The sequence below is a fragment of the Nocardioides sp. SYSU D00038 genome (assembly GCF_016924665.1).
Taxonomy (GTDB): Bacteria; Actinomycetota; Actinomycetes; order Propionibacteriales; family Nocardioidaceae; genus Nocardioides.
Genome location: NZ_JAFFJT010000025.1, coordinates 49,538 through 67,940 on the forward strand (window position 1 = coordinate 49,538; position 18,403 = coordinate 67,940).

Here is an 18,403-nt window from a genome sequence, read left to right on the forward strand (position 1 = left end):
AGTGCTGGTCAATGCTGGTCAGTGCTGGTCAGTGCTGGAGCTCGGCCAGGTCGAGCTCGCGGGGCAGCATCCGCCACACCGCCCAGGCGGTAGCCAGCATCACGACCGCCGCGACCGCGCCGACCACGGCGAAGGCATCGGTGAACGCCGCCTCGGCCACCGCCGACCACGGCGTGCCGACCGAGCCGGCCACCGAGTCGACGGCCGCGGGCGAGGCGTCGGCCGGCAGCCCGTGGCGGTAGGTCGCGCCGACCAGGCTGCCGAGCACCGCGACGCCCAGCACGCCGCCGAGCTCGTAGGAGATCTCCTCGATCGCGCCGGCCGAGCCGGCGTCGTCGACCGGGGCGCTGCCCATGATCAGCGCCGAGCCCACCCCGAGCGCGGCGGTGCCGAGACCGACCACGCCGAAAGCGAGCGCCAGGCCGACGTAGGGCATCGGCCGGGGCAGCAGCGCGATCGCGGCCGAGCCGAGGCCGAGCATGACCAGGCCGCCCACGACGACCGGTCGAGCCCCGACCCGGGCGGCCAGGGCCGGTGCGAACGGCGAGCCGACCAGCCCGCCGACGGCGAGCGGCACCAGCGCGACCCCCGCCACCAGCGGCGACCAGCCCTGCACCAGCTGGAGCCACTGCGAGCCGGTGAAGAGCAGCGCCATCATCGCGGTGCTCGCCGCCAGGGCGCAGAACACCCCGGAGCGGAAGACGGGGTTGGCGAAGAGCCGCAGCGCGACCATCGGCCGCGGCTGCGCGAGGCAGCGCCGCACGAACGCCGTCAGCGCGGCCGCCCCCACGACGAGCGCGACCACGCCCTCGACGTCGACACCCGAGCGGGCGAGGTGCTTGACGGCGTAGACCGTGGCCACCATGCCGACCACCGAGAGCGTGACGCCGAGCGGGTCGAGCACGCCGGGCCGCGCGGAGCGGCTCTCGGGCAGCAGCCTGGCGCCGCCCACGATCGCGACCACCATCACCGGCACGTTGACGAGGAACGCCGCGTGCCAGCTGAACGCCTGGAGGAGCGCCCCGCCGATCACCGGTCCGAGGGCGGCGCCCACCGAGGCGGTCGCGGCCCAGAGCCCGAGGGCGTAGGCGCGCTCGGTCGGGTCGGGGAAGAGCGTGCGGATCAGTGACAGCGTTGCCGGCATCACCATCGCGCCGCCGACGCCGAGCGCGGCCCGCAGCGCGACGAGCTGACCCGGGCTGGTGACGACCAGCGCCAGCGTCGAGGCGACGGCGAAGATCGCGAAGCCCGACAGCAGCATCCGGCGTCGTCCCCACCGGTCGGCCACGGCGCTCATCGGGATCAGCAGCCCGGCCAGCACCAGCGCGTAGGCGTCGACCACCCACAGCTGCGCCAGGGCACCGGCGCCGAGCTCGACCGAGAGCTCGGGCAGCGCGACGTTGAGGATCGTCATGTCCATGACGACCACGAGCAGGCTCGCGGTCAGCACGGCCAGCCCGGCCCACCGGTTGCGCACCGGCACGGCCGGCTCGGTGCCGACCGGCTCGACGGCGGCGGTCACCGGGCACCCGCCCCGACGAGCAGGGTCGAGACCACCAGGTCGCCGACGTCGCGGCGCGCGACGTCGCCCGCCCGCAGCGCCTCGCGGGCCGAGACCAGCAGGCCGTACATGGCGTGGCTGATCCAGCGCGGCGCCAGGTCGGGTCGCAGCACGCCGGCCGCCTGCGCCGCCTCCCAGAGCGTCACCTCGCGCTCGACGAGGGTGTCGCCACGTGCCACCAGCACCGGGTCGGTGACGATGAAGTGGTCGGTCAGCGCGAACCCGAAGTCGTCCGAGTCGTCGACGAACGACCGGACCAGCCCGCGGATGCACTCGCGGATCCGCCCGGGGTCGCCGGAGGCGGCGACCTCCTCGACCGCGTGCTCGTCGAGCCGCTGCTCCCAGCGGCCCAGCGAGCGCTCGCCGATCTCGAGCAGCAGCGCCTCGCGGCTGGCGAAGTGGCGGTGCAGGGTCGCCCGGCCTGCCCCCGCGGCCGCGGCCACGACGGCCATCGACGACAGCGGGTCGGCGTTCAGCTGCCGCTGGGCGGCGGCGAGCAGCGACTCGCGGGTGTGGACCACGAACTACCTCCTGAATGAGACACTACTGTCTCATATGAGACGGCGATGTCTCAACTCGAGGTGCCGCCGGTCCGGACCACCACCCGCACTAGGATCGGTGCTCGCGTCCTCGACGCGGGCCCCAGTAGCTCAGCGGATAGAGCAGCCGCCTCCTAAGCGAAAGGTCGCAGGTTCGACTCCTGCCTGGGGCACCTCAGCGCAGCACGCCGACGGCCAGCACCACGGTGCCGACGAGCATGGCTGGGGCGAGCGTCACCAGCAGCAGCTCGACCGCCCGCTCGCGTGCGGGCGAGGCGCGGTGGTCGCCGGTCGCCAGCGGGGCGTGCTTGTGCCCGCTCCCCCACAACGCCGCGAGCTGGGTGGCGAGCCAGTTGGCGTACGCGCCGTAGGCCAGCAGCACGACGACCACGACCTCCCAGGCGTGCGGCAGCTCGACGTGGGGCCAGAGCAGCCCCACGACCACGAGGAACGGGCCGTTGGTCATGCCCTGCATGTGGCTCGCCACCGCCATCCGCGGGTTGCGCATCCGCGGCACGACGAGGCCGGTCAACAGGCCGAGGACGAAGAGTCCCAGCCCCAGCACGAAGAGCAGGTCCTGCACGAGCGTCACCGTAGGGCGCCGGCGCGGCTCCCGCCAGGGGCCGTCCGTCGTTACAGTCCCGCCATGCTCGACGGTCCCGACACCCAGCTGCGCGTGATCACCGCGGACGACTGGGAGGTGCTGCGCACCATCCGGTTGCGGGCGCTGGCCGAATCGCCGGAGGAGTTCGGGGCGAGGCTGGCCGACGCGCAGGGCCACCCCGAGGCGGAGTGGCGGCGGCGCGCTGGCGGCGCTGGCCCGGTCGTGCTGGCGCTCAGCGGGCAGCAGCCGGTCGCGATGGGCGGCCTGTTCCTGGCCGCCGACTCCCCCGACGCGATGGTCTGGGGCATGTGGACCGAGCCGGAGTGGCGCGGGCGCGGCCTGGCGAGGCAGGTGCTGGAGCGGCTGCTCATCGAGGCCGGGACGATCGGGCGCGCCGTCGTCCTCCACGTCACCGAGGGCAACGACGCCGCGCGGCGGTTGTACGCGCAGCTCGGCTTCGCCGCGACCGGCGAGTGGCAGCCGCTGCGCGACGGCTCCGCGGTCCGGGCCGAGACGTTGCGCTGGTCGCCGTCGTAACCGAGGTAGGCCGGACGACGACGCACCCCCGGTCCCGCGAGCGCGGGCCCGGGGGTGCGTGCGTCTCGGGACTACTGGACGGTGACCCGGTAGGCCTGCGTTTTGCCGCCCGCGCGGACCGTGATGGTCACGACGCCCTTGGCGTTTGCCAGGATCCGTCCAGCGACGTCGACGGAGGCCACGCCGGGCGCCGACGACCGGTAGGTCACCTTCAGGCCGGTCGCCTTCGCCGGGAGGTAGCGACCGGTGACGAAGACCGCCTGGCCCACCTTCATCGTGCTCGGCACGACGGCGGAGACCTTGCGGACCTTGGCCTTCGGCTTCTTCTTGACGACCGTCACCTTGATGCTGGTCGAGAGCTTCGCGCCCGAGGCGCTCGCCCCCACCGTGGTGGCGGAGATCGTCGTCCGGCCGTTCTTCCTGGCCTTCACGACGCCGGCGGCCGAGACCGTGGCGACCTTCGGGTTCGAGGAGCGCCACACGACCGTGCCGGCGTACGACGCCCGCCCGTCGGTGAGGTAGACCCCCTCCTCGAGCTGGAGCTTCTTGCCGCGCACCAGCCGCAGCTGGGCCTGGTTGAGCTTCACCTTCGCGACCACCTGGGCCGCGGGGACGTCGGGCTTCGCCGGCACCAGACCCGCGACTGCCGCGCTGAGCTCGACCGTGGCCGCGTCGACCTCGGCCTGGGTGGCCGAGGCCTGGCCGAGCACCTCGGTCGCGTCGGCGACCTCGACCTGCAGCGCGGCCCACGAGTCCTTCGTGTACGACGCCTCCGTCAGCCCCGTCGCCTGGGCCAGCACGGCCTCGAGGACGGCCTTGCTCACGGGGGCGGGCGCCGGCTCGAGACCGGACACCGCCGAGGTCAGCTCGACGACGGCCTGGTCGACCTCCGCCTGGGTGGCGTCGGCGTCGGCGAGCACCGCCGCGGCGTCGGTCAGCTCGGCCTGCAGGGTCGCCCACGACGCCGCGGTGAACGCGCCGTCGTCGTTCGACAGCACCTTCGCCTCGTCGTGCACGTGCTGCAGCACGGCCTTGTCGGTCGTCGGCGGCTGCACCGTCAACCCGTTCAGCGCGGTCTGCAGCGCCTCGGTGGCGGCGTCGAGCTGGGCCTGGGTCTTGTCGGCCCGGGCCTCGTGCACCTCCTCGGCGTCGGCCAGCGCCGCCCGCAGGGCGTTCGCGGACGCCTCGGTGAAGCCGTCGAGCTTGTCGGCGAGACCCCGGGCCGCATCGACCAGCGTCGTCAGCGCGGTGGCGTCGCCCCGCGGCACCAGCCCGCCCACGGCCGCCTCGACCGCCGCGACGGCGGCGTCGACCTGGGCCTGGGAGAACTCGGTGCCGTCGAGCACGGCCTGCGCACCCGACTCGCCGTCGACGACCGACCGCAGCGCGGCCCACGACGAGGTGGTCCAGTCGTCGGCGTCGAGAACCGCGAGCTCCAGCAGCGCCAGCTCCAGCTCGGACTTGTCGACGGCCACCACGACGTAGCTGAACGTCGCCCGCGCCCGGTTGCCGGCCTTGTCGACCACGGTCTGGGTGATCGTGTGCGGGCCGACCGTGCGGCCGTAGCCCGTCTGCACGCACGACGCCACGCCCGAGGTCGCGTCGGTGCCGAGGCACGCCGGCTCGTCGGGCACCTCGCCCTCGCGGATCACGCCGGTCGGCCACTCGCCGAACGCCGGCACCGGCTTGGTCGTGTCGACCCTGACGGTCAGCGCCTGCTCGGCAGCGGCGTTGTCCGCAGCGTCGGTGGCGGTGTAGCGCACCACGTGGGTGCCGTCGGTCGTCACCGGCACCGGGTCGGTGTAGGGGGCGAGCGCCGCGTCGCCGACCGCGACCCGCACCGCGGGCTCGGGGTCGACGTCGTCGACCGCGTCGACCACCACGGTGGTCGGCTCGGTGATCCAGCCGTTGTTGCCGTACGCCGTCGAGTCGGCCGGCGCGGCTGACACCGTCGGGGCGCTGACGTCGGCGGCGGGCGTCGGCGCGGGCGAGACCCACACGTCGGTGAGCGACGGGTCGTAGAAGCCGTCGCTGGGCCCGTTGTAGAGGTACTTGACCGTGACCTTCCCGTCGCCGTCGGCGTCGAGGGCGGCCGGGTCGTCGACCAGCACCTGGTAGTTGGCGAGGGTGTTGCCGACGACGCCCTCGTTGGGCATCAGGTAGCGCACCTGCTGCACGAGCACGTCGTCGACCAGCACCCGGTAGACCTTCGGCCGGGTCTGCACGACGGCGACGGTGCTCGCCACCGAGGTGTCGGCCGTCTCGCGCATGCTCAGCACGAACGGCTCGCCGGTCGGCACGCTGACGTCGACGCTGTACCAGCTGCCGTCGCGGGCCCAGGTGAACCGACGGGTCAGGCCGCCCTCGGTGTTGGTGCCGCCCACCGGGATGCTGGGCTGGTAGTTCCAGCGCAGGTTGTGCGCGAGCTCGGTCGGGCCGGGCCGCACGTTGGCGGGGCTGTTGCCGGTCGAGCCGGTGCCGCCGTCGCCGAGGTCGACGAAGTCGGTGGCACCGGCGATCGCCCCGGCCCCGGTGGTGCTCCACCCCTGGCCCTTCGGGCCGTACCACTTGATCCGGGTGGTGCTCGTGCCGGTCGCCAGCACCGAGCCGCGGTCGACGAAGTCGACGCTCACCGACTGCATGATCGGCAGCCAGTGCTCACCGCCGCCGTGCACGGTGACCGGCACCTGCAGCGAGCCGCCGGCGGGCACGGTCACGAGCGCCGACGGGGCGCCGGCCTCGAGGACGTCGTCCACCGAGCGCGCGACGACCCGTCCGGCCACCGCGGTGGCGCTGTCGTTGCGCACCGTGGCGGTGGCGGTCCACCGCCCGGTGCTGGGATAGGTCCCGGTCCGCTCGCCGACCACCACGGACTCGACGGTGACGTCGGCCGCGACCCGCAGGTAGCTGTCGACCGGCACCGTGAAGCTGCGCTGCTGGTCGCCGTAGGTGACGGTCACCTCGGCCTGGGCGTCGAACGACGAGCCGCTGCGCATGCCCTGCGGCACCGCGATCGTGAACGGCAGGTCGGCGGTCTCGCCCACCGCGACCGGACCACCGGTGAGGGTGACCGGCTCGGTGAGGCCGGGGACGTCGACGACGGCCGAGACCTCGTCGAGCGACACGGTGCCGGTGTTCTGCACCTTCACGACGCCCGCGGCGTCGGCGCCCGGGCTGACGGTGCCCACCCGGGGCAGCGTGACCGTCGCCGGGGGCGCCGCGACGGCGAAGTCGTAGTCGCCGGCCTCGACCCGCACCACGGTCTGGCCGGTGGCCTCGTCGACGGAGAGGTCGAGGACGCCGGGGGTCGACTCGTCGAGCGGCGAGCCGGACTCCTCGATGTCGCCGAGCACCGTGCTGGGCAGGTGGATCCGGCCCACGGCGCCCTCCGGCACGGTGACGCCGAGCTCGAAGAGCCGCGGGTCGGCGGCGTCGATCTGCACGGCGATCTTGCCGTTGACGCTGTGGACGCCGGCCTGGACGCTCTTGAGCGACCCGAGCTGGGGCCGGACGGCGAACTCCTCGAAGCCGGGCGTCACGGGCTGGATGCCGGCGGCGTAGCGGCTCATCATGGTCAGCGGCCCGCCGGTCCAGGCGTGGTTGAAGGTGCCGGCGGCGTCCTGCTCGGGGCCGGCGAAGAACTCCCACAGCGTGGAGTGGTCGGGATCGTTGACCATCGGCGCGTAGCGGTCCTTCATCCGCGCGATCGCGTCGTCGGGGTAGCCCATCAGGTAGAGCGCCTCGAGGGCGTACTTGTCCATGTAGGGGCTGGACTTCTTGACGTTGACCAGCACGTCGCGGATCTGCTCGTACTGCGACGGGTCGGCCAGGCCGGCGTAGACCGCCAGCGCGTTGGCGCGGTCGTCGGCGCGGCCGTCGCCGGTGGACTCGTAGTAGCCCTTGCCCTCGACCCACAGCTTGTCGATGTTGTCGGCGATCGAGTCGACGCGCTCCTGCATCCAGGTGGTGCCGGGGTCGTCGGCCGGCACGCCGAGGGTCGCGCCCGACTTCAACGTCGACTGCAGCGCGATGTAGTACCAGAGCGTGTCGATGAGGCGGCCGTCCTCGTTGTAGCCCCAGTCGTGCCAGTGCCAGGTGCCGCCGTGGTCGTGCTGCAGCAACCCGTCGGCGGCCATGTTGTAGGTGCGCAGGTAGGCGAGCGACGGCTGGTAGGTCTCCTCGAGGGCGGTCTGGTCGCCGGAGTACTCGTAGAACATCCAGAAGCTCATCACCGCGGCCAGCGACTGGGCGGGCAGCTCCGAGAAGCTGGCCGCCGGCGCCTGGGTCGGGATCAGGTCACCGTTGCGGAACCCCATCAGGTTGGTGATGCCCTTGCGGGCCAGGTCGGCGGCCGCGGGGTCGAGGGCGTAGAACGCCTCCTCGAGCTCGTTGGTGGCGTCGCCCCACCACTGCGACCGCTCCCGGTCGGGGCAGTCCATGTAGGAGTCGCGCATCGTGACGTAGAGGGTGTCGCGCGCCATCGTCCAGAGCTTGTTCAGGTACGGGTCGTCGGAGGTGAAGGACCCGTCGAACTCCGAGGCGTAGCCGGAGAACCGGTAGCCGATCTCCTCGACCTGCGCGCCCGCCTGGGACGTGATGAACAGCTTGTCGCCGTTCATCCAGACCAGCGACTCGTACTCCTGGGCGCCGGCCTTGGTGACGTACTCCGCCTGCACCGCCTGCTCGATGCCGGAGCCGCGCACGGTCGCGTGGTCGGTCTTGAGGCCGACGGTCCGGCCGGCCTCGGTGGCGGCGCCGAGCTTCACATACGGCGTGAGCTGTTGGTTGACCGGCAGCCGCACCTCGTACGTCGTGACGCCGCCCGCCGTCGTGGTCTTCACCGCGGGGTCGGTGACAGCCCACGTGGTGGGCTGCTCGTCGTACTTCAGCAGCGGGATCGGCCGGTCGACCAGGAGGTTCCACGGCGAGCTGCCCTCGTTGCCGGCGGTGACCGCCGCGGGCCACTCGGAGTCGTCGTAGTCGCCCTGCTTCCAGTCCGCCCAGTCGGCGACCTCCTCGCGGGCGTCGTAGCGCACGTTGGGCTCGGCGAGCCGGTAGTTGGTGTCGACCCCCATGGAGCCGTAGGCCGCGACCTTGAGCGCCTTCCAAGTGTCGTTGGAGCGCAGGTCGACGTCGGCGGCCTCGAAGAAGAGTCCGGCCCGGCCGGAGTAGGGGCCGGCGTAGCCGCCGCGGCCGTAGGAGACCGCCAGGATCGCGACGGTGTTCTCGCCCTCCTGGAGGTGCGGACGCAGGTCGACGTTGTCGACGTAGGTGTCGTTGCGGTTGGGGCCGCGCTTCACGCTGCCCTCGAAGACCACGAGCTCGTCGTTGACGTAGAGCCAGTACTTCGTCTCCGCGGCGATCCGGGCGTTCACCCGCTCGGGCAGCGCGTCGACGTCGTCGACGGTGAAGGTCTTGCGGAACGCCGCCCAGTTGTTGACCGACGTCGCGTCGGAGCTCCAGATCCAGTAGGCGTCCGCCGGCGAGTCGGGCACGCTGCAGACCTCGACGGTCTCCAGCCCGGCGTAACCGGCGGCCGTGGCCCCGGCGGTGCCGACGGCCCGGTCGTCGAAGTCGTCGGCGTAGAGGTACTTGCCGGTGTCGAGGCGGCGCACGACCAGGTCGTCGAGCGTGCCGGTCTCGGCGCCGGAGACCCGGATGCCGACGGTGCCGGACGCCGGGATCCACGGCCGCGAGTACTGCGCCACCTGCACGTCGTCGATCGAGACGGTGACCTGCTGCCCGGTCACGGCGATCTTGAAGCGGAAGGGCTTCCCCGCGCTCAGCGTGCCGGCGGGCAGCTGCAGGTTGCCGTCGGCCGCCCAGCCGCCGTTGTTGAGCCGGAGCGGGCCGAGGGTGTTCTGGCCGGCTGCGAACTGGAGCGAGGGGCCGTTGTTGCCGCTCTGCCGGAACGACACCGCGAGGGTGTTGGACGTGGTGGCCGTGCCCTCCAGCGAGTAGTCGGTCCACTCCGAGGCCCGGGCCGGGGCCAGGTAGCCGCCGGAGTAGGAGTCGGCACCGGTGCCCCCGCTGGCCGGCAGCCCGAGCAGCACGACCTTGTTGGTCAGCGTGCTCAGCGCGGTGCCGCAGACCCGCGGCGGGGCCGCCTGGGCCGGCGCGGCGGTGGCGGCCACGACGACCGCGAGCCCGCCGGCGCCCAGCGCCACGAACAGCACGCCGGCGAGCACCCGCCGCACGGGCTCGACCGCCCGTCGAACGCGCTCGACCAGACCACTTCGGAACTCGACAGCCACTGATCCTCCTAGACCAGACGGGTGGAGCCGCGACCGCACGAGATCTCGCCTCGCCCACAAGGTTGAAACGTTTTAAGCGTGAGGGCGATCACATTGCCACCTCGCCCTCGCCCAGGCAAGCGGAACGGCGCGACCGGATCAGGACATCGCCCGACCGGGGGAGGGCCGGGCGGTCAGCCGCCCAGCAGCTCCCGCAGCGCCGCCGCGCCGGTGCGCAGCTCGGCGGCACGGTCGGCCCGGCCAGCGGTGTCGAGCTCGGTGGCGGCGGACTCGGCCTCCTCGGCCTCGGCCGCGACGAGGGCGCGCACGTCGGCCGGCGTCAGCTCGCGGCGCGGGGCGTCGGCCGCGCCGGCGCCGGCCGCGGCGGCCTCGATCGCCCCGGCGGCGGGCACTGCGTCGACCGGCACGGCCTCGGCGTTCGCGATCCGCGCCGACGCGGCCCGCAGCGCGGCGAGGGCGGGCCGGTCGCGCCGACGCATCGCGTCGGTGAGCGCCGCGGCCAGCGCCGCGCGCAGGTCGGTCACGCCACGACCTCGAAGGTGATGCCGGCGGCGGTGAGGCGCGCGATGAGGCTGTCGCCCATCGCCTGGGCGGGGGTGACGCAGCCGGCGGCGGCTGGGTTGTCGTCGAAGGCCAGGCAGAGCGCCGACTCGGCCAGCATCTTCGCGGTCTCGGTGTAGCCCGGGTCGCCGCCCGAGACCCGCGTGTGGAGGGTGCGGCCGTCGCCCTCGGCGACGAAGTCGACGGTGAACCAGGCCCGCTCGCGACGCCGTTCGCTCGGGCCCTCCCCCTGCTTGACCCGCGAGAGCAGGAAGTTGCGCAGCGGCGGCACCTGCGCCGAGACGCCGAGCGCACCGGCGGCCGCGGCGCCGCCGAGGGCGTAGCGCAGGGTCTTGGTGCCGGCGTAGTGGGAGTAGCGGAAGTCGGGGCCGTAGACCTCGAGCGCGGCGCCGCTGCGGGCGACGACGAACGGGTCGATCGTGGGCAGCGGTAGCAGCCAATAGCCGAGCATCCGGTCGCGGCCGGGCCTGCCGGCGACCGCGCGCGAGCTGCGTCCCTCGGGTCGCGGCTCGACCGTGCGGCGGGCCTTCATCGCGGCCTGCATCTGCCGGGCGCGGGAGAACGCCCCCATCGCGGAGTGGAAGGTGCCGCCGGAGAACGACCCCGTGGTGCGGACGACGCCGCGCACCGTCACCGGGCCGGCCGCGGCCAGCTGCTGGACGGTGAACAGCGCGCCGAGGTCGTGGGGGATCGAGTCGAAGCCGCACGCGTGCACGATCCGGGCGCCGGTGCGCTGGGCGGTCGCGTGGTGGGCGACGTACATGGTGTCGACGAACTCGGGCTCCCCGGTGAGGTCGACGTAGTCGGTGCCGGCCTCGGCGCAGGCGGCGACCAGCGGCTCGCCGAGCTGGAGGTAGGGACCGACCGTGGTGATCACGACCGACGCCCGCCGCGCCACCTCGGCCAGCGAGGAGGGGTCGGTGGTGTCGGCGGTGAGCAGCGGCAGCTCGGCCAGCTCGGGGTGGGCGGCCGCGAGCCGGTCGCGCACCTCCTCCAGCCGGCCGGCGTTGCGGCCCGCGAGCGCCCAGCGCAGCCCGGCGGGGGCGTGCTCGGCGAGGTACTCGGCGGTGAGCCCGCCCGTGAAGCCGGTGGCACCGAACAGCACCAGGTCGAGGTCCTTGGACTGACGCGTGGTCTCTCGAGGCATGCAGCCACTCTCGCACCCGGCGTGGAGCGCCGGGAACCGGCCCGGGGGTCGCGCCGTCCCACCCTGCGAGCTCCGTCCCCGATACCGAGGTCTCGCCATGCCGAACCCGTCCACCCCGCCGCGCTCCACCCCCCAGCGCACCGTGCTCGTCGCCGGGGTGGTGACCGGCCTGGCGGCGGCGTTCGTCGCCGGCGCCGTCGTGACGGGGAGCGCCGGCGACGACCGTCGCGGCGACCGGGCGAGCGACGGCACCCCCGCTACCGACGGGCGCGACGTGGTGCGGGCGTCGTTCACCGACGCCTCGCTCGCACCCGGCGCGGGCTGCGAGGAGCTGCTCGACTCCTACGTCGAGCGCGCGTTGCCGCTGGTGCGGGCGTACGACGCGACGTACTTCCACCGGCTCGAGGGCGACGTCGCCAACGACGCCGGCCCGCTGGCGCCCCTCGCTGGCGAGGCCGGCCGGGCCAGCGGCAGCACCGTGCGCCAGGTCAACGGCGAGACCGGCACCAACGTGCAGGAAGCCGGCGTCGACGAGCCCGACACGGTGAAGACCGACGGCGAGACCCTGTTCCGCGTCGAGGACGGCGAGCTCGTCACCTACGACGTCTCGGGGTCGGAGGTCGACCGGCTCACCGCGCTCGACCTGCCCGGCCTGCGCGACGCCGAGCTCCTGCTGGCCGGCGACACCGTGGTCGCGGTCGGCACCGACCCGGCCGGCGATCCGATCACGACCTCGACGTCCTACGACGAGCTGCTGCCGGCCCGCACGGTGGTGGTCGACGTCTCCGACCCCGCCGCCCCCGAGGTCACGTCCGCCACGTCCTACGACGCCGCCCTGGTCGCCGCCCGGCTCCACGGCTCCGTCGTCCGGCTGGTGCTCCAAGCCGGGCTGCCGGACCTCGAGGTCGCGCCCCCGCCGCGCGACCCGCAGGGCGAGGCCGACGAGCTGCGCTCGGCGCTGCGGGCCACCACGATCGAGGACTGGCTGCCCACCGCGACCGTCGACGGAGGCGACGCCCGACCGCTGGTCGACTGCGAGGACGTCGCCGTCCCCGACGCGGACGCCCCGGTCGGCACGCTCGCCGTGGCCGGGTTCGAGGTCGCAGAGCCGGGTGACACCTCGGTGACCGCGCTCGCGGTCGACACCGGACTGGTCTACGCCGCGCCCGACCGGCTGGTGGTGGCGACCTCCGGCGGCCCCCGGTGGTCGCCGTGGAGCCGGGGTTGGGGCGGCGGGTGGTGCTGTGGCAGCCTGCCCGCCGGGGACCCCGGCTCCAGCCGGGTCTACTCCTTCGCCCTCGACGGCACCGACACCCTGTTCACCGCCGCGGGCGACGTCGACGGCGCACTGCGCGACCGCTGGTCGATCGACGCGGCCGACGACACCATCCGCCTGGCCCTCGGGCCGACCGGTGCGACCGGCCAGTTCAACTCCGTGGTGACCCTCGAGGAGGACGGCGACGACCTGGTCGAGGCCGGGCGGCTCGACGGCCTGGGCGTCGGCGAGCAGATCACCTCGGTGCGGTGGTTCGACGACCTGGCGATCGTGGTCACCTTCCGCCAGGTCGACCCCCTCTACGCCGTCGACCTGTCCGCGCCCCGCCGGCCCCGGCTGCTCGGGGAGTTGAAGATCCCGGGCTTCTCCGGCTACCTCCACCCGCTCGGCTCGATGCGGCTGCTGGGCTACGGCGAGGGCCCGTCGGCCGACGGCTGGGGCGCGCAGCTCGGCCTCTTCGACGTCACCGACCTTACCGACGTGAGCCGCCTCGACGTCCTCTCGTTCGGCCGGCGCAGCGTCGCCAACGCGGTCGCCGACCCGCGCCAGTTCACCTGGCTGCCCGACGAGCGGACCGCGCTGAGCGTGGTCACCCGCGGCAACAACGGCTACGTGTCGGTCTCCCGGTTCGCCGGCGGCCGGATCGAGAACCGGATGGTGCAGACCGAGTACGGCGACGAGATCCGCGACGTCCGGCTGGTGCCGCTGCCCGACGGCCGGGTCGTGGTGGCGACCGGCGACGGCGCCGACTTCCTCGCCCTCTAGCCGCGCTCAGACCGGGCTCCGGGCGACCGCGAGGCGGCAGTCGGACGGTGCCCGGGAGTCCCCGTCGGACGCCCGAGTCGTCCTTCGCGCCTCGACTGCTGGGCCTACGCGGGGACAGAGTCGCCCTCGGGTCAGGCCACCAGCGTGCCGCCGTCGACGACCGAGACCGCGCCGGTGACGTAGTCCTGGTCCATGAGGGCGAGGTAGGCCTTCGCCGCGTCGTCCGGCTCGGCGACCCGGCCGAGCGGCAACCCGGCCCCGACCTGTGCGTACATGGCCTCTCGGTCCTCCTCGGTCATCGACGACCACACGGGCGAGCGCACGACGCCCGGCGCCACGACGTTCACCCGGACCGGGGCCAGCTCGACCGCGAGGCTCCGTGCCACCGAGACCATCGCGCCGGAGACCGCGCACCCGAGCGTCCAGCCCGGCCCGCCCTTGAAGGCGGCGGTGCCGCTGGTGAGCGTGATCGATCCGGACGACGGCAGGTGCGGCACCGCCAGCCGGACGGCGTCGAGGGCGTGGAAGAGGCGGAGGCCGAAGAACGCCTGCGCACCGGCGACCGTGTAGGCCGCGAGCGGCGCGCCGGTGAGGTTCTCGGCCGCCGTGTAGGCGAAGTGGTCGAACTCGCCGACCCGGTCGAGGAAGCCGGCCACCGACTCGCTCGAGGAGGCGTCGACCACGTGTCCGCTCACCCCCGTGGGCAGCTGGTCGAGGGCCTGCCGGAGGGACTCGGGTCGGCGCGAGCCGATGGTGACGGCGGCGCCGGCCCGGGCGGCGCGTTGCGCGACCGCCAGGCCGATGCCGCTGGTGCCGCCGAGGACGACGATGCGTGAGGTGTTGTCGACTGCCATGTCGACCAGCATCGAGCGGGTCAGGCGATGCCGTCCAAGACCCTTCCGGTCGCCAGTGATGCCCCCAGGGTATGAGCCAGCTCGACCGCCCGGTCGAGGACCGTGCCGTCGCGGTCCTCGGCCCGGCCGATGCCCACCGTGCCGGGCGCCAGCCCGCTGACGGCCCGCGTGACCAGGTCCGGGCGCGTGTAGAAGCGGGCCGTGGACGCGGGCAGGATCGCGACGCCGAGGCCGGCTGCGACCCTCTCGAGCTTGACCTCGACCTCGTGCGGGTAGGAGTGCGCCGCCCGGATCGACAGGCCGCGACGACGGCGTGCATCCCGCCACTCCGGTACGGCTTCCGGCGACTGCAGCAGCTCGAACGCGGCGAGGTCGTCGATGCTCAGCTCGCTCGCCTCGGCGAGCGGGTGCGTCATCGGCACGACCGCGACGCGCGGCTCCTCGAAGAGCCCCTCCACCCGCACGCCGTCGCCGACGACGGGGAGCCGGAGCAGGCCGATGTCGACCCGCCCGTCGAGGATGGTCGCGACCTGGTCGTCCCACCCGGTGCGGACCAGCTCGACCTCGATGCCGGCGAACGACGTCCGCAGACCCTGGACCAACGGGGTCACCACGAGCCCGGGCATGAACCCGATGCGGACGTGCTCGACGTCGCGCGAGGCCCGACGAGCCCGCCGCTCGAGGGCATCGGCACGGAGCAGCAGCGTGCGCGCCTCCTCGAGCACGTCGCGCCCCGCCGCGGTGAGTGTCGTGCCGTTGGTGGAGCGATCGAAGAGCTTCGCGCCGAGCTCCCGCTCGAGCACGGCGATCTGACGGCTGAGCACGGGCTGGGCGATGTGCAGCCGCTGCGCGGCGCGGCCGAAGTTGAGCGTGTCGGCCACCGCGACGAAGTACCGCACACGCCTCAGGCTCAGGTCGGCCACACCGCGCATCGTACGCCTGTCGCGGAGGCCGCAGCCGACCCGCAGCAGACGGTCGCGACATGGCCTTCGGGGGTGCTCGAACGGGCTGGTAGGCGCATCGTGCGAGGCGCATCGCGGCGCGGTGGGTCAGGGGCCTCGTGGTCCGGACGACGGCTCGGCAGGGGCGACCCGACGTACGATCGAGGCATGTGCCGCAACATCCGTCCGCTCAACAACTTCGAGCCCCCGGCCACCAACGACGAGGTGCACGCCGCCGCCCTGCAGTACGTGCGCAAGGTCGCGGGCACGACCAAGCCGTCGGCGGCCAACCAGGCCGTCTTCGACCGGGCGGTGCGCGAGATCGCCCACATCACCCGCCACCTCGTCGACGACCTGGTCACCACCGCGCCCCCCAAGGACCGCGAGACCGAGGCGGCCAAGGCCCGGGCCCGCGCCGAGCTCAGGTACGCGCGCTGACCGCCACCGTCGCCGAGGCGCTCACCCTCCTCGAGGGCCGCCCGCTGGTGGTACTCACCGGGGCGGGGCTCTCCACCGACTCCGGCATCCCCGACTACCGCGGCCCGGGGTCGCCCGTGCGGGCGCCGATGACCTACCAGGAGTTCGTCTCCGGACCCGCCGCCCAGCAGCGCTACTGGGCGCGCAGCCACCTCGGCTGGGGCCGGATGCGCCGCGCCGAGCCCAACGCCGGCCACGCCAGCCTGGCCCGGCTCGACCCCGAGCTGCTCATCACCCAGAACGTCGACGGCCTGCACGAGCGGGCCGGTTCGCGGCGGCTCGTCGCCCTGCACGGCCGGATCGCCGAGGTCGTCTGCCTCGCCTGCCGGGCCGTCACGAGCCGCGCCGCCCTGCACGAGCGGCTGGTCGCGCTCAACCCCGGCTTCGAGCAGCGCTGGGCCGAGGTCGAGGTGCGCCCCGACGGCGACGTCGAGCTCGACGACACGAGCGACTTCGTCGTCGCCGACTGCACCGGCTGCGCCGGCGTGCTCAAGCCCCACGTGGTCTTCTTCGGCGAGAACGTGCCGAAGCCGCGGGTCGAGCGCTGCTACGCCGCCGTCGACGCCCTGGCGGACACGGGTGGCGCGCTCCTGGTCGCGGGCTCGAGCCTGACCGTGATGAGCGGGCTGCGCTTCGTGCGCCACGCCGCCAAGGCCGGCACGCCGGTCGTCGTCGTCAACCGGGGCGCGACCCGCGGCGACGAGCACGCGACGGTCAAGGTCGAGACGGGGTGCTCGGAGTTCCTGTCGGCGCTCGTCGAGGCGCGGGAGGCGAGCGCCGTCCGCGCCTGACCACGGGCGTCAGAGCTTGCGGACGAAGATGTGGTCGGCGGCCTCGGGGACGATCTCGGCCGTCTCGCCACCCGACCCCACCAGCACGCCGTCGCGGGTGGTGATCACCGTGACGGTCTTGTCGGGCACCGCGCCGACCCGGCGCAGCGCGCTCATCAGGACCTCGTCCTTCTGCATCTCCTCGGAGATGCGACGCACCAGCACCCGGGTCTCGTCGTCGCTCGAGGCCCGCGACAGCGGCTCGACGCCGGACATGAACTCCTCGCCGACCCGCTCCTCCCCCAGCTCGTCGAGGCCCGGGATCGGGTTGCCGTAGGGCGACTCGGTGGGGTGGTCGAGCAGCTCGAGCAGCCGCCGCTCGACGGTCTCGCTCATCACGTGCTCCCACCGGCACGCCTCCTCGTGCACCAGCTCCCAGTCGAGGCCGATGACGTCGGTGAGCAGCCGCTCCGCGAGGCGGTGCTTGCGCATCACCCGGGTCGCCAGCCGCTTGCCCTCGTCGGTGAACTCGAGGTGTCGGTCGCCCTCGACCGTGACCAGCCCGTCGCGCTCCATCCGGGCGACGGTCTGCGACACCGTGGGACCACTCTGGTGCAGGCGCTCGGCGATCCGGGCGCGGAGGGGGACGATCCCCTCCTCCTGCAGCTCGTAGATCGTCCGCAGGTACATCTCGGTGGTGTCGATCAGGTCGCTCACCCGCCAAGCCTACCCGGCACCCACCCGGGTGGCAGGCTGGCCGACGATGGCTGGGAACGGCGCGACCTCGGTGATGTGGTTCCGGCGCGACCTGCGCCTGGCCGACAATCCAGCGCTGCTCGCGGCGTGCGCCGACGGGCCGGTGCTCCCCCTCTTCGTGCTCGACCCGGCGCTCTGGGGACCGGCGGGCGCACCGCGCCGCCACTACCTCTGCGCCTCGCTGCGCGCCCTCGACTCCGGCCTCGCCGGGCTCGGCGGCGGCCTGTCGGTGCTGCGCGGCGACCCGGTGGACGAGGTGCTGCGCGCGGCCCGCGAGGTGGGCGCCCGCCGGGTGCACGTGTCGGCCGACTTCGGGCCTCACGGCAGCCGCCGCGACGCCGCCGTGGAGCGGGCGCTCGCCGGGGTCGGCATCGAGCTGGTGCGCACCGGCTCGCCGTACGCCGTCGCACCGGGGCGGGTCCTCACCGGCGCCGGGGAGCCCTACCGGGTGTTCACGCCGTTCTCCCGCGCCTGGGCCGAGCACGGCTGGCGGGCGCCGGTCGGGCCGCCCGACGACGCCACCTGGGCGACCCTCCGCGGCACCGTCGAGCTGCCCGACCCCGCCCTGCCCGAGGGCACGGAGCTGCCGGGGGCCGGCGAGGACGCCGCCCGGCGCCGGTGGGCCGAGTTCCTCGACCGGGTCGCCGCCTACGACGTCGACCGCAACCTGCCCGGGGTCGACGGCACCAGCCGGATGTCGGTGCACCTGAAGTGGGGCGAGGTCCACCCCCGCACCCTGCTCGCCGACCTGGCCGCGCTCCGCAGCAAGGGGGCGACGGCGTACCGCACCGAGCTCGCCTGGCGGGAGTTCTACGCCGATGTGCTGCACCACCGGCCGGAGTCGGCCCGGGAGTACCTGCGCCCCGAGTACGCCCGGATCGCCTACGACGAGCCCGGCGAGCGGTTCGACGCGTGGCGCGAGGGGCGCACCGGCTTCCCGGTCGTCGACGCCGGCATGCGCCAGCTCCGCGCGACCGGGTGGATGCACAACCGGGTGCGGATGATCACCGCGAGCTTCCTGGTCAAGGACTTCCACGTCGAGTGGCAGCACGGCGCCCGCCACTTCATGCACCTCCTCGTCGACGGCGACCTCGCCTCCAACCAGCACGGCTGGCAGTGGGTCGCCGGCTCGGGCACCGACGCGTCGCCGTTCTTCCGGGTGTTCAACCCCACCACCCAGGGCCGCAAGTTCGACCCCGACGGCTCCTACGTGCGCCGCTGGGTCGAGGAGCTCCGCGACGTGGCCGACCCCCACGACCCCGCCCCCGCCGCCCGTCAGCGCGTCGGCTACCCCGGGCCGATCGTCGACCACGCCGCCGAGCGACGCGAGGCCCTGGCCCGCTGGGAGCAGATCCGCTGAC

14 protein-coding genes and 1 tRNA gene are annotated in these 18,403 nt (G+C 74.0%); 6 read left to right on the forward strand and 9 right to left on the reverse strand.

Going from position 1 to position 18,403, the window contains the following annotated elements; translation table 11 throughout:
- Positions 1-28 precede the first annotated feature (28 nt).
- Positions 29-1,522 (reverse strand): MFS transporter, encoded by a 1,494-nt coding sequence (locus tag JT721_RS14965; protein WP_307828075.1) that lies wholly within the window; start codon positions 1,520-1,522, stop codon positions 29-31.
- On the reverse strand, positions 1,519-2,082 hold the full coding sequence (locus JT721_RS14970; protein ID WP_205474057.1) for a TetR/AcrR family transcriptional regulator: 564 nt from the start codon (positions 2,080-2,082) through the stop codon (positions 1,519-1,521). The genes JT721_RS14965 and JT721_RS14970 overlap by 4 nt, the downstream gene beginning before the upstream one ends.
- A 118-nt stretch (positions 2,083-2,200) precedes the next feature.
- On the opposite strand from JT721_RS14970, the gene JT721_RS14975 reads away from it, so the two are divergent.
- Positions 2,201-2,273, forward strand: a tRNA-Arg gene (locus tag JT721_RS14975).
- Between the two features lie 2 nt (positions 2,274-2,275).
- Here JT721_RS14975 and JT721_RS14980 read toward each other — a convergent pair.
- Complete coding sequence (locus tag JT721_RS14980) at positions 2,276-2,683, reverse strand: hypothetical protein (protein ID WP_205474058.1); 408 nt, start codon at positions 2,681-2,683, stop codon at positions 2,276-2,278.
- A 63-nt stretch (positions 2,684-2,746) separates the two neighbouring features.
- Between JT721_RS14980 and JT721_RS14985 the strand changes: the two genes are divergently transcribed.
- Positions 2,747-3,241, forward strand: coding sequence for a GNAT family N-acetyltransferase (locus JT721_RS14985; protein ID WP_205474059.1), 495 nt, complete (start codon positions 2,747-2,749; stop codon positions 3,239-3,241).
- Between the two features lie 71 nt (positions 3,242-3,312).
- On the opposite strand, the gene JT721_RS14990 is transcribed toward JT721_RS14985, so the two are convergent.
- The 3 genes from JT721_RS14990 to JT721_RS15000 all read right to left on the reverse strand — a co-directional run bounded on the left by JT721_RS14990 (position 3,313) and on the right by JT721_RS15000 (position 11,203).
- Complete coding sequence (locus JT721_RS14990; RefSeq protein WP_205474060.1) at positions 3,313-9,495, reverse strand: Ig-like domain-containing protein; 6,183 nt, start codon at positions 9,493-9,495, stop codon at positions 3,313-3,315.
- 173 nt (positions 9,496-9,668) lie between these two features.
- Positions 9,669-10,019 carry a hypothetical protein gene (locus JT721_RS14995; protein WP_205474061.1) on the reverse strand — a complete coding sequence of 117 codons (351 nt, stop codon included), beginning with the start codon at positions 10,017-10,019 and terminating at the stop codon, positions 9,669-9,671.
- Positions 10,016-11,203: a trans-acting enoyl reductase family protein gene (locus JT721_RS15000; RefSeq protein ID WP_205474062.1), complete on the reverse strand. Its 1,188-nt coding sequence runs from the start codon at positions 11,201-11,203 to the stop codon at positions 10,016-10,018. Before JT721_RS15000 ends, JT721_RS14995 begins: the two co-directional genes overlap by 4 nt.
- A gap of 97 nt (positions 11,204-11,300) precedes the next feature.
- Between JT721_RS15000 and JT721_RS15005 the strand changes: the two genes are divergently transcribed.
- Positions 11,301-13,244: a beta-propeller domain-containing protein gene (locus JT721_RS15005; protein WP_205474063.1), complete on the forward strand. Its 1,944-nt coding sequence runs from the start codon at positions 11,301-11,303 to the stop codon at positions 13,242-13,244.
- Between the two features lie 131 nt (positions 13,245-13,375).
- Here JT721_RS15005 and JT721_RS15010 read toward each other — a convergent pair whose 3' ends face one another.
- Positions 13,376-14,098, reverse strand: a complete 723-nt coding sequence (locus JT721_RS15010; RefSeq protein ID WP_205474064.1) for an SDR family oxidoreductase — start codon at positions 14,096-14,098, stop codon at positions 13,376-13,378.
- 20 nt (positions 14,099-14,118) lie between these two features.
- On the reverse strand, positions 14,119-14,997 hold the full coding sequence (locus JT721_RS15015; RefSeq protein WP_307828076.1) for a LysR substrate-binding domain-containing protein: 879 nt from the start codon (positions 14,995-14,997) through the stop codon (positions 14,119-14,121).
- A gap of 210 nt (positions 14,998-15,207) precedes the next feature.
- On the opposite strand from JT721_RS15015, the gene JT721_RS15020 reads away from it, so the two are divergent.
- Both JT721_RS15020 and JT721_RS15025 read left to right on the forward strand, forming a co-directional pair.
- A complete protein-coding gene (locus JT721_RS15020; RefSeq protein ID WP_205474065.1) occupies positions 15,208-15,477 on the forward strand; it encodes a DUF2277 domain-containing protein in 270 nt (89 codons plus the stop codon).
- Between the two features lie 47 nt (positions 15,478-15,524).
- Positions 15,525-16,307 (forward strand): Sir2 family NAD-dependent protein deacetylase, encoded by a 783-nt coding sequence (locus tag JT721_RS15025; protein WP_307828077.1) that lies wholly within the window; start codon positions 15,525-15,527, stop codon positions 16,305-16,307.
- A 9-nt stretch (positions 16,308-16,316) separates the two neighbouring features.
- Here JT721_RS15025 and JT721_RS15030 read toward each other — a convergent pair whose 3' ends face one another.
- Positions 16,317-17,003: a metal-dependent transcriptional regulator gene (locus JT721_RS15030; RefSeq protein ID WP_205474066.1), complete on the reverse strand. Its 687-nt coding sequence runs from the start codon at positions 17,001-17,003 to the stop codon at positions 16,317-16,319.
- 46 nt (positions 17,004-17,049) lie between these two features.
- On the opposite strand from JT721_RS15030, the gene JT721_RS15035 reads away from it, so the two are divergent.
- On the forward strand, positions 17,050-18,402 hold the full coding sequence (locus JT721_RS15035; RefSeq protein ID WP_205474067.1) for a deoxyribodipyrimidine photo-lyase: 1,353 nt from the start codon (positions 17,050-17,052) through the stop codon (positions 18,400-18,402).
- Position 18,403 lies beyond the last annotated feature (1 nt).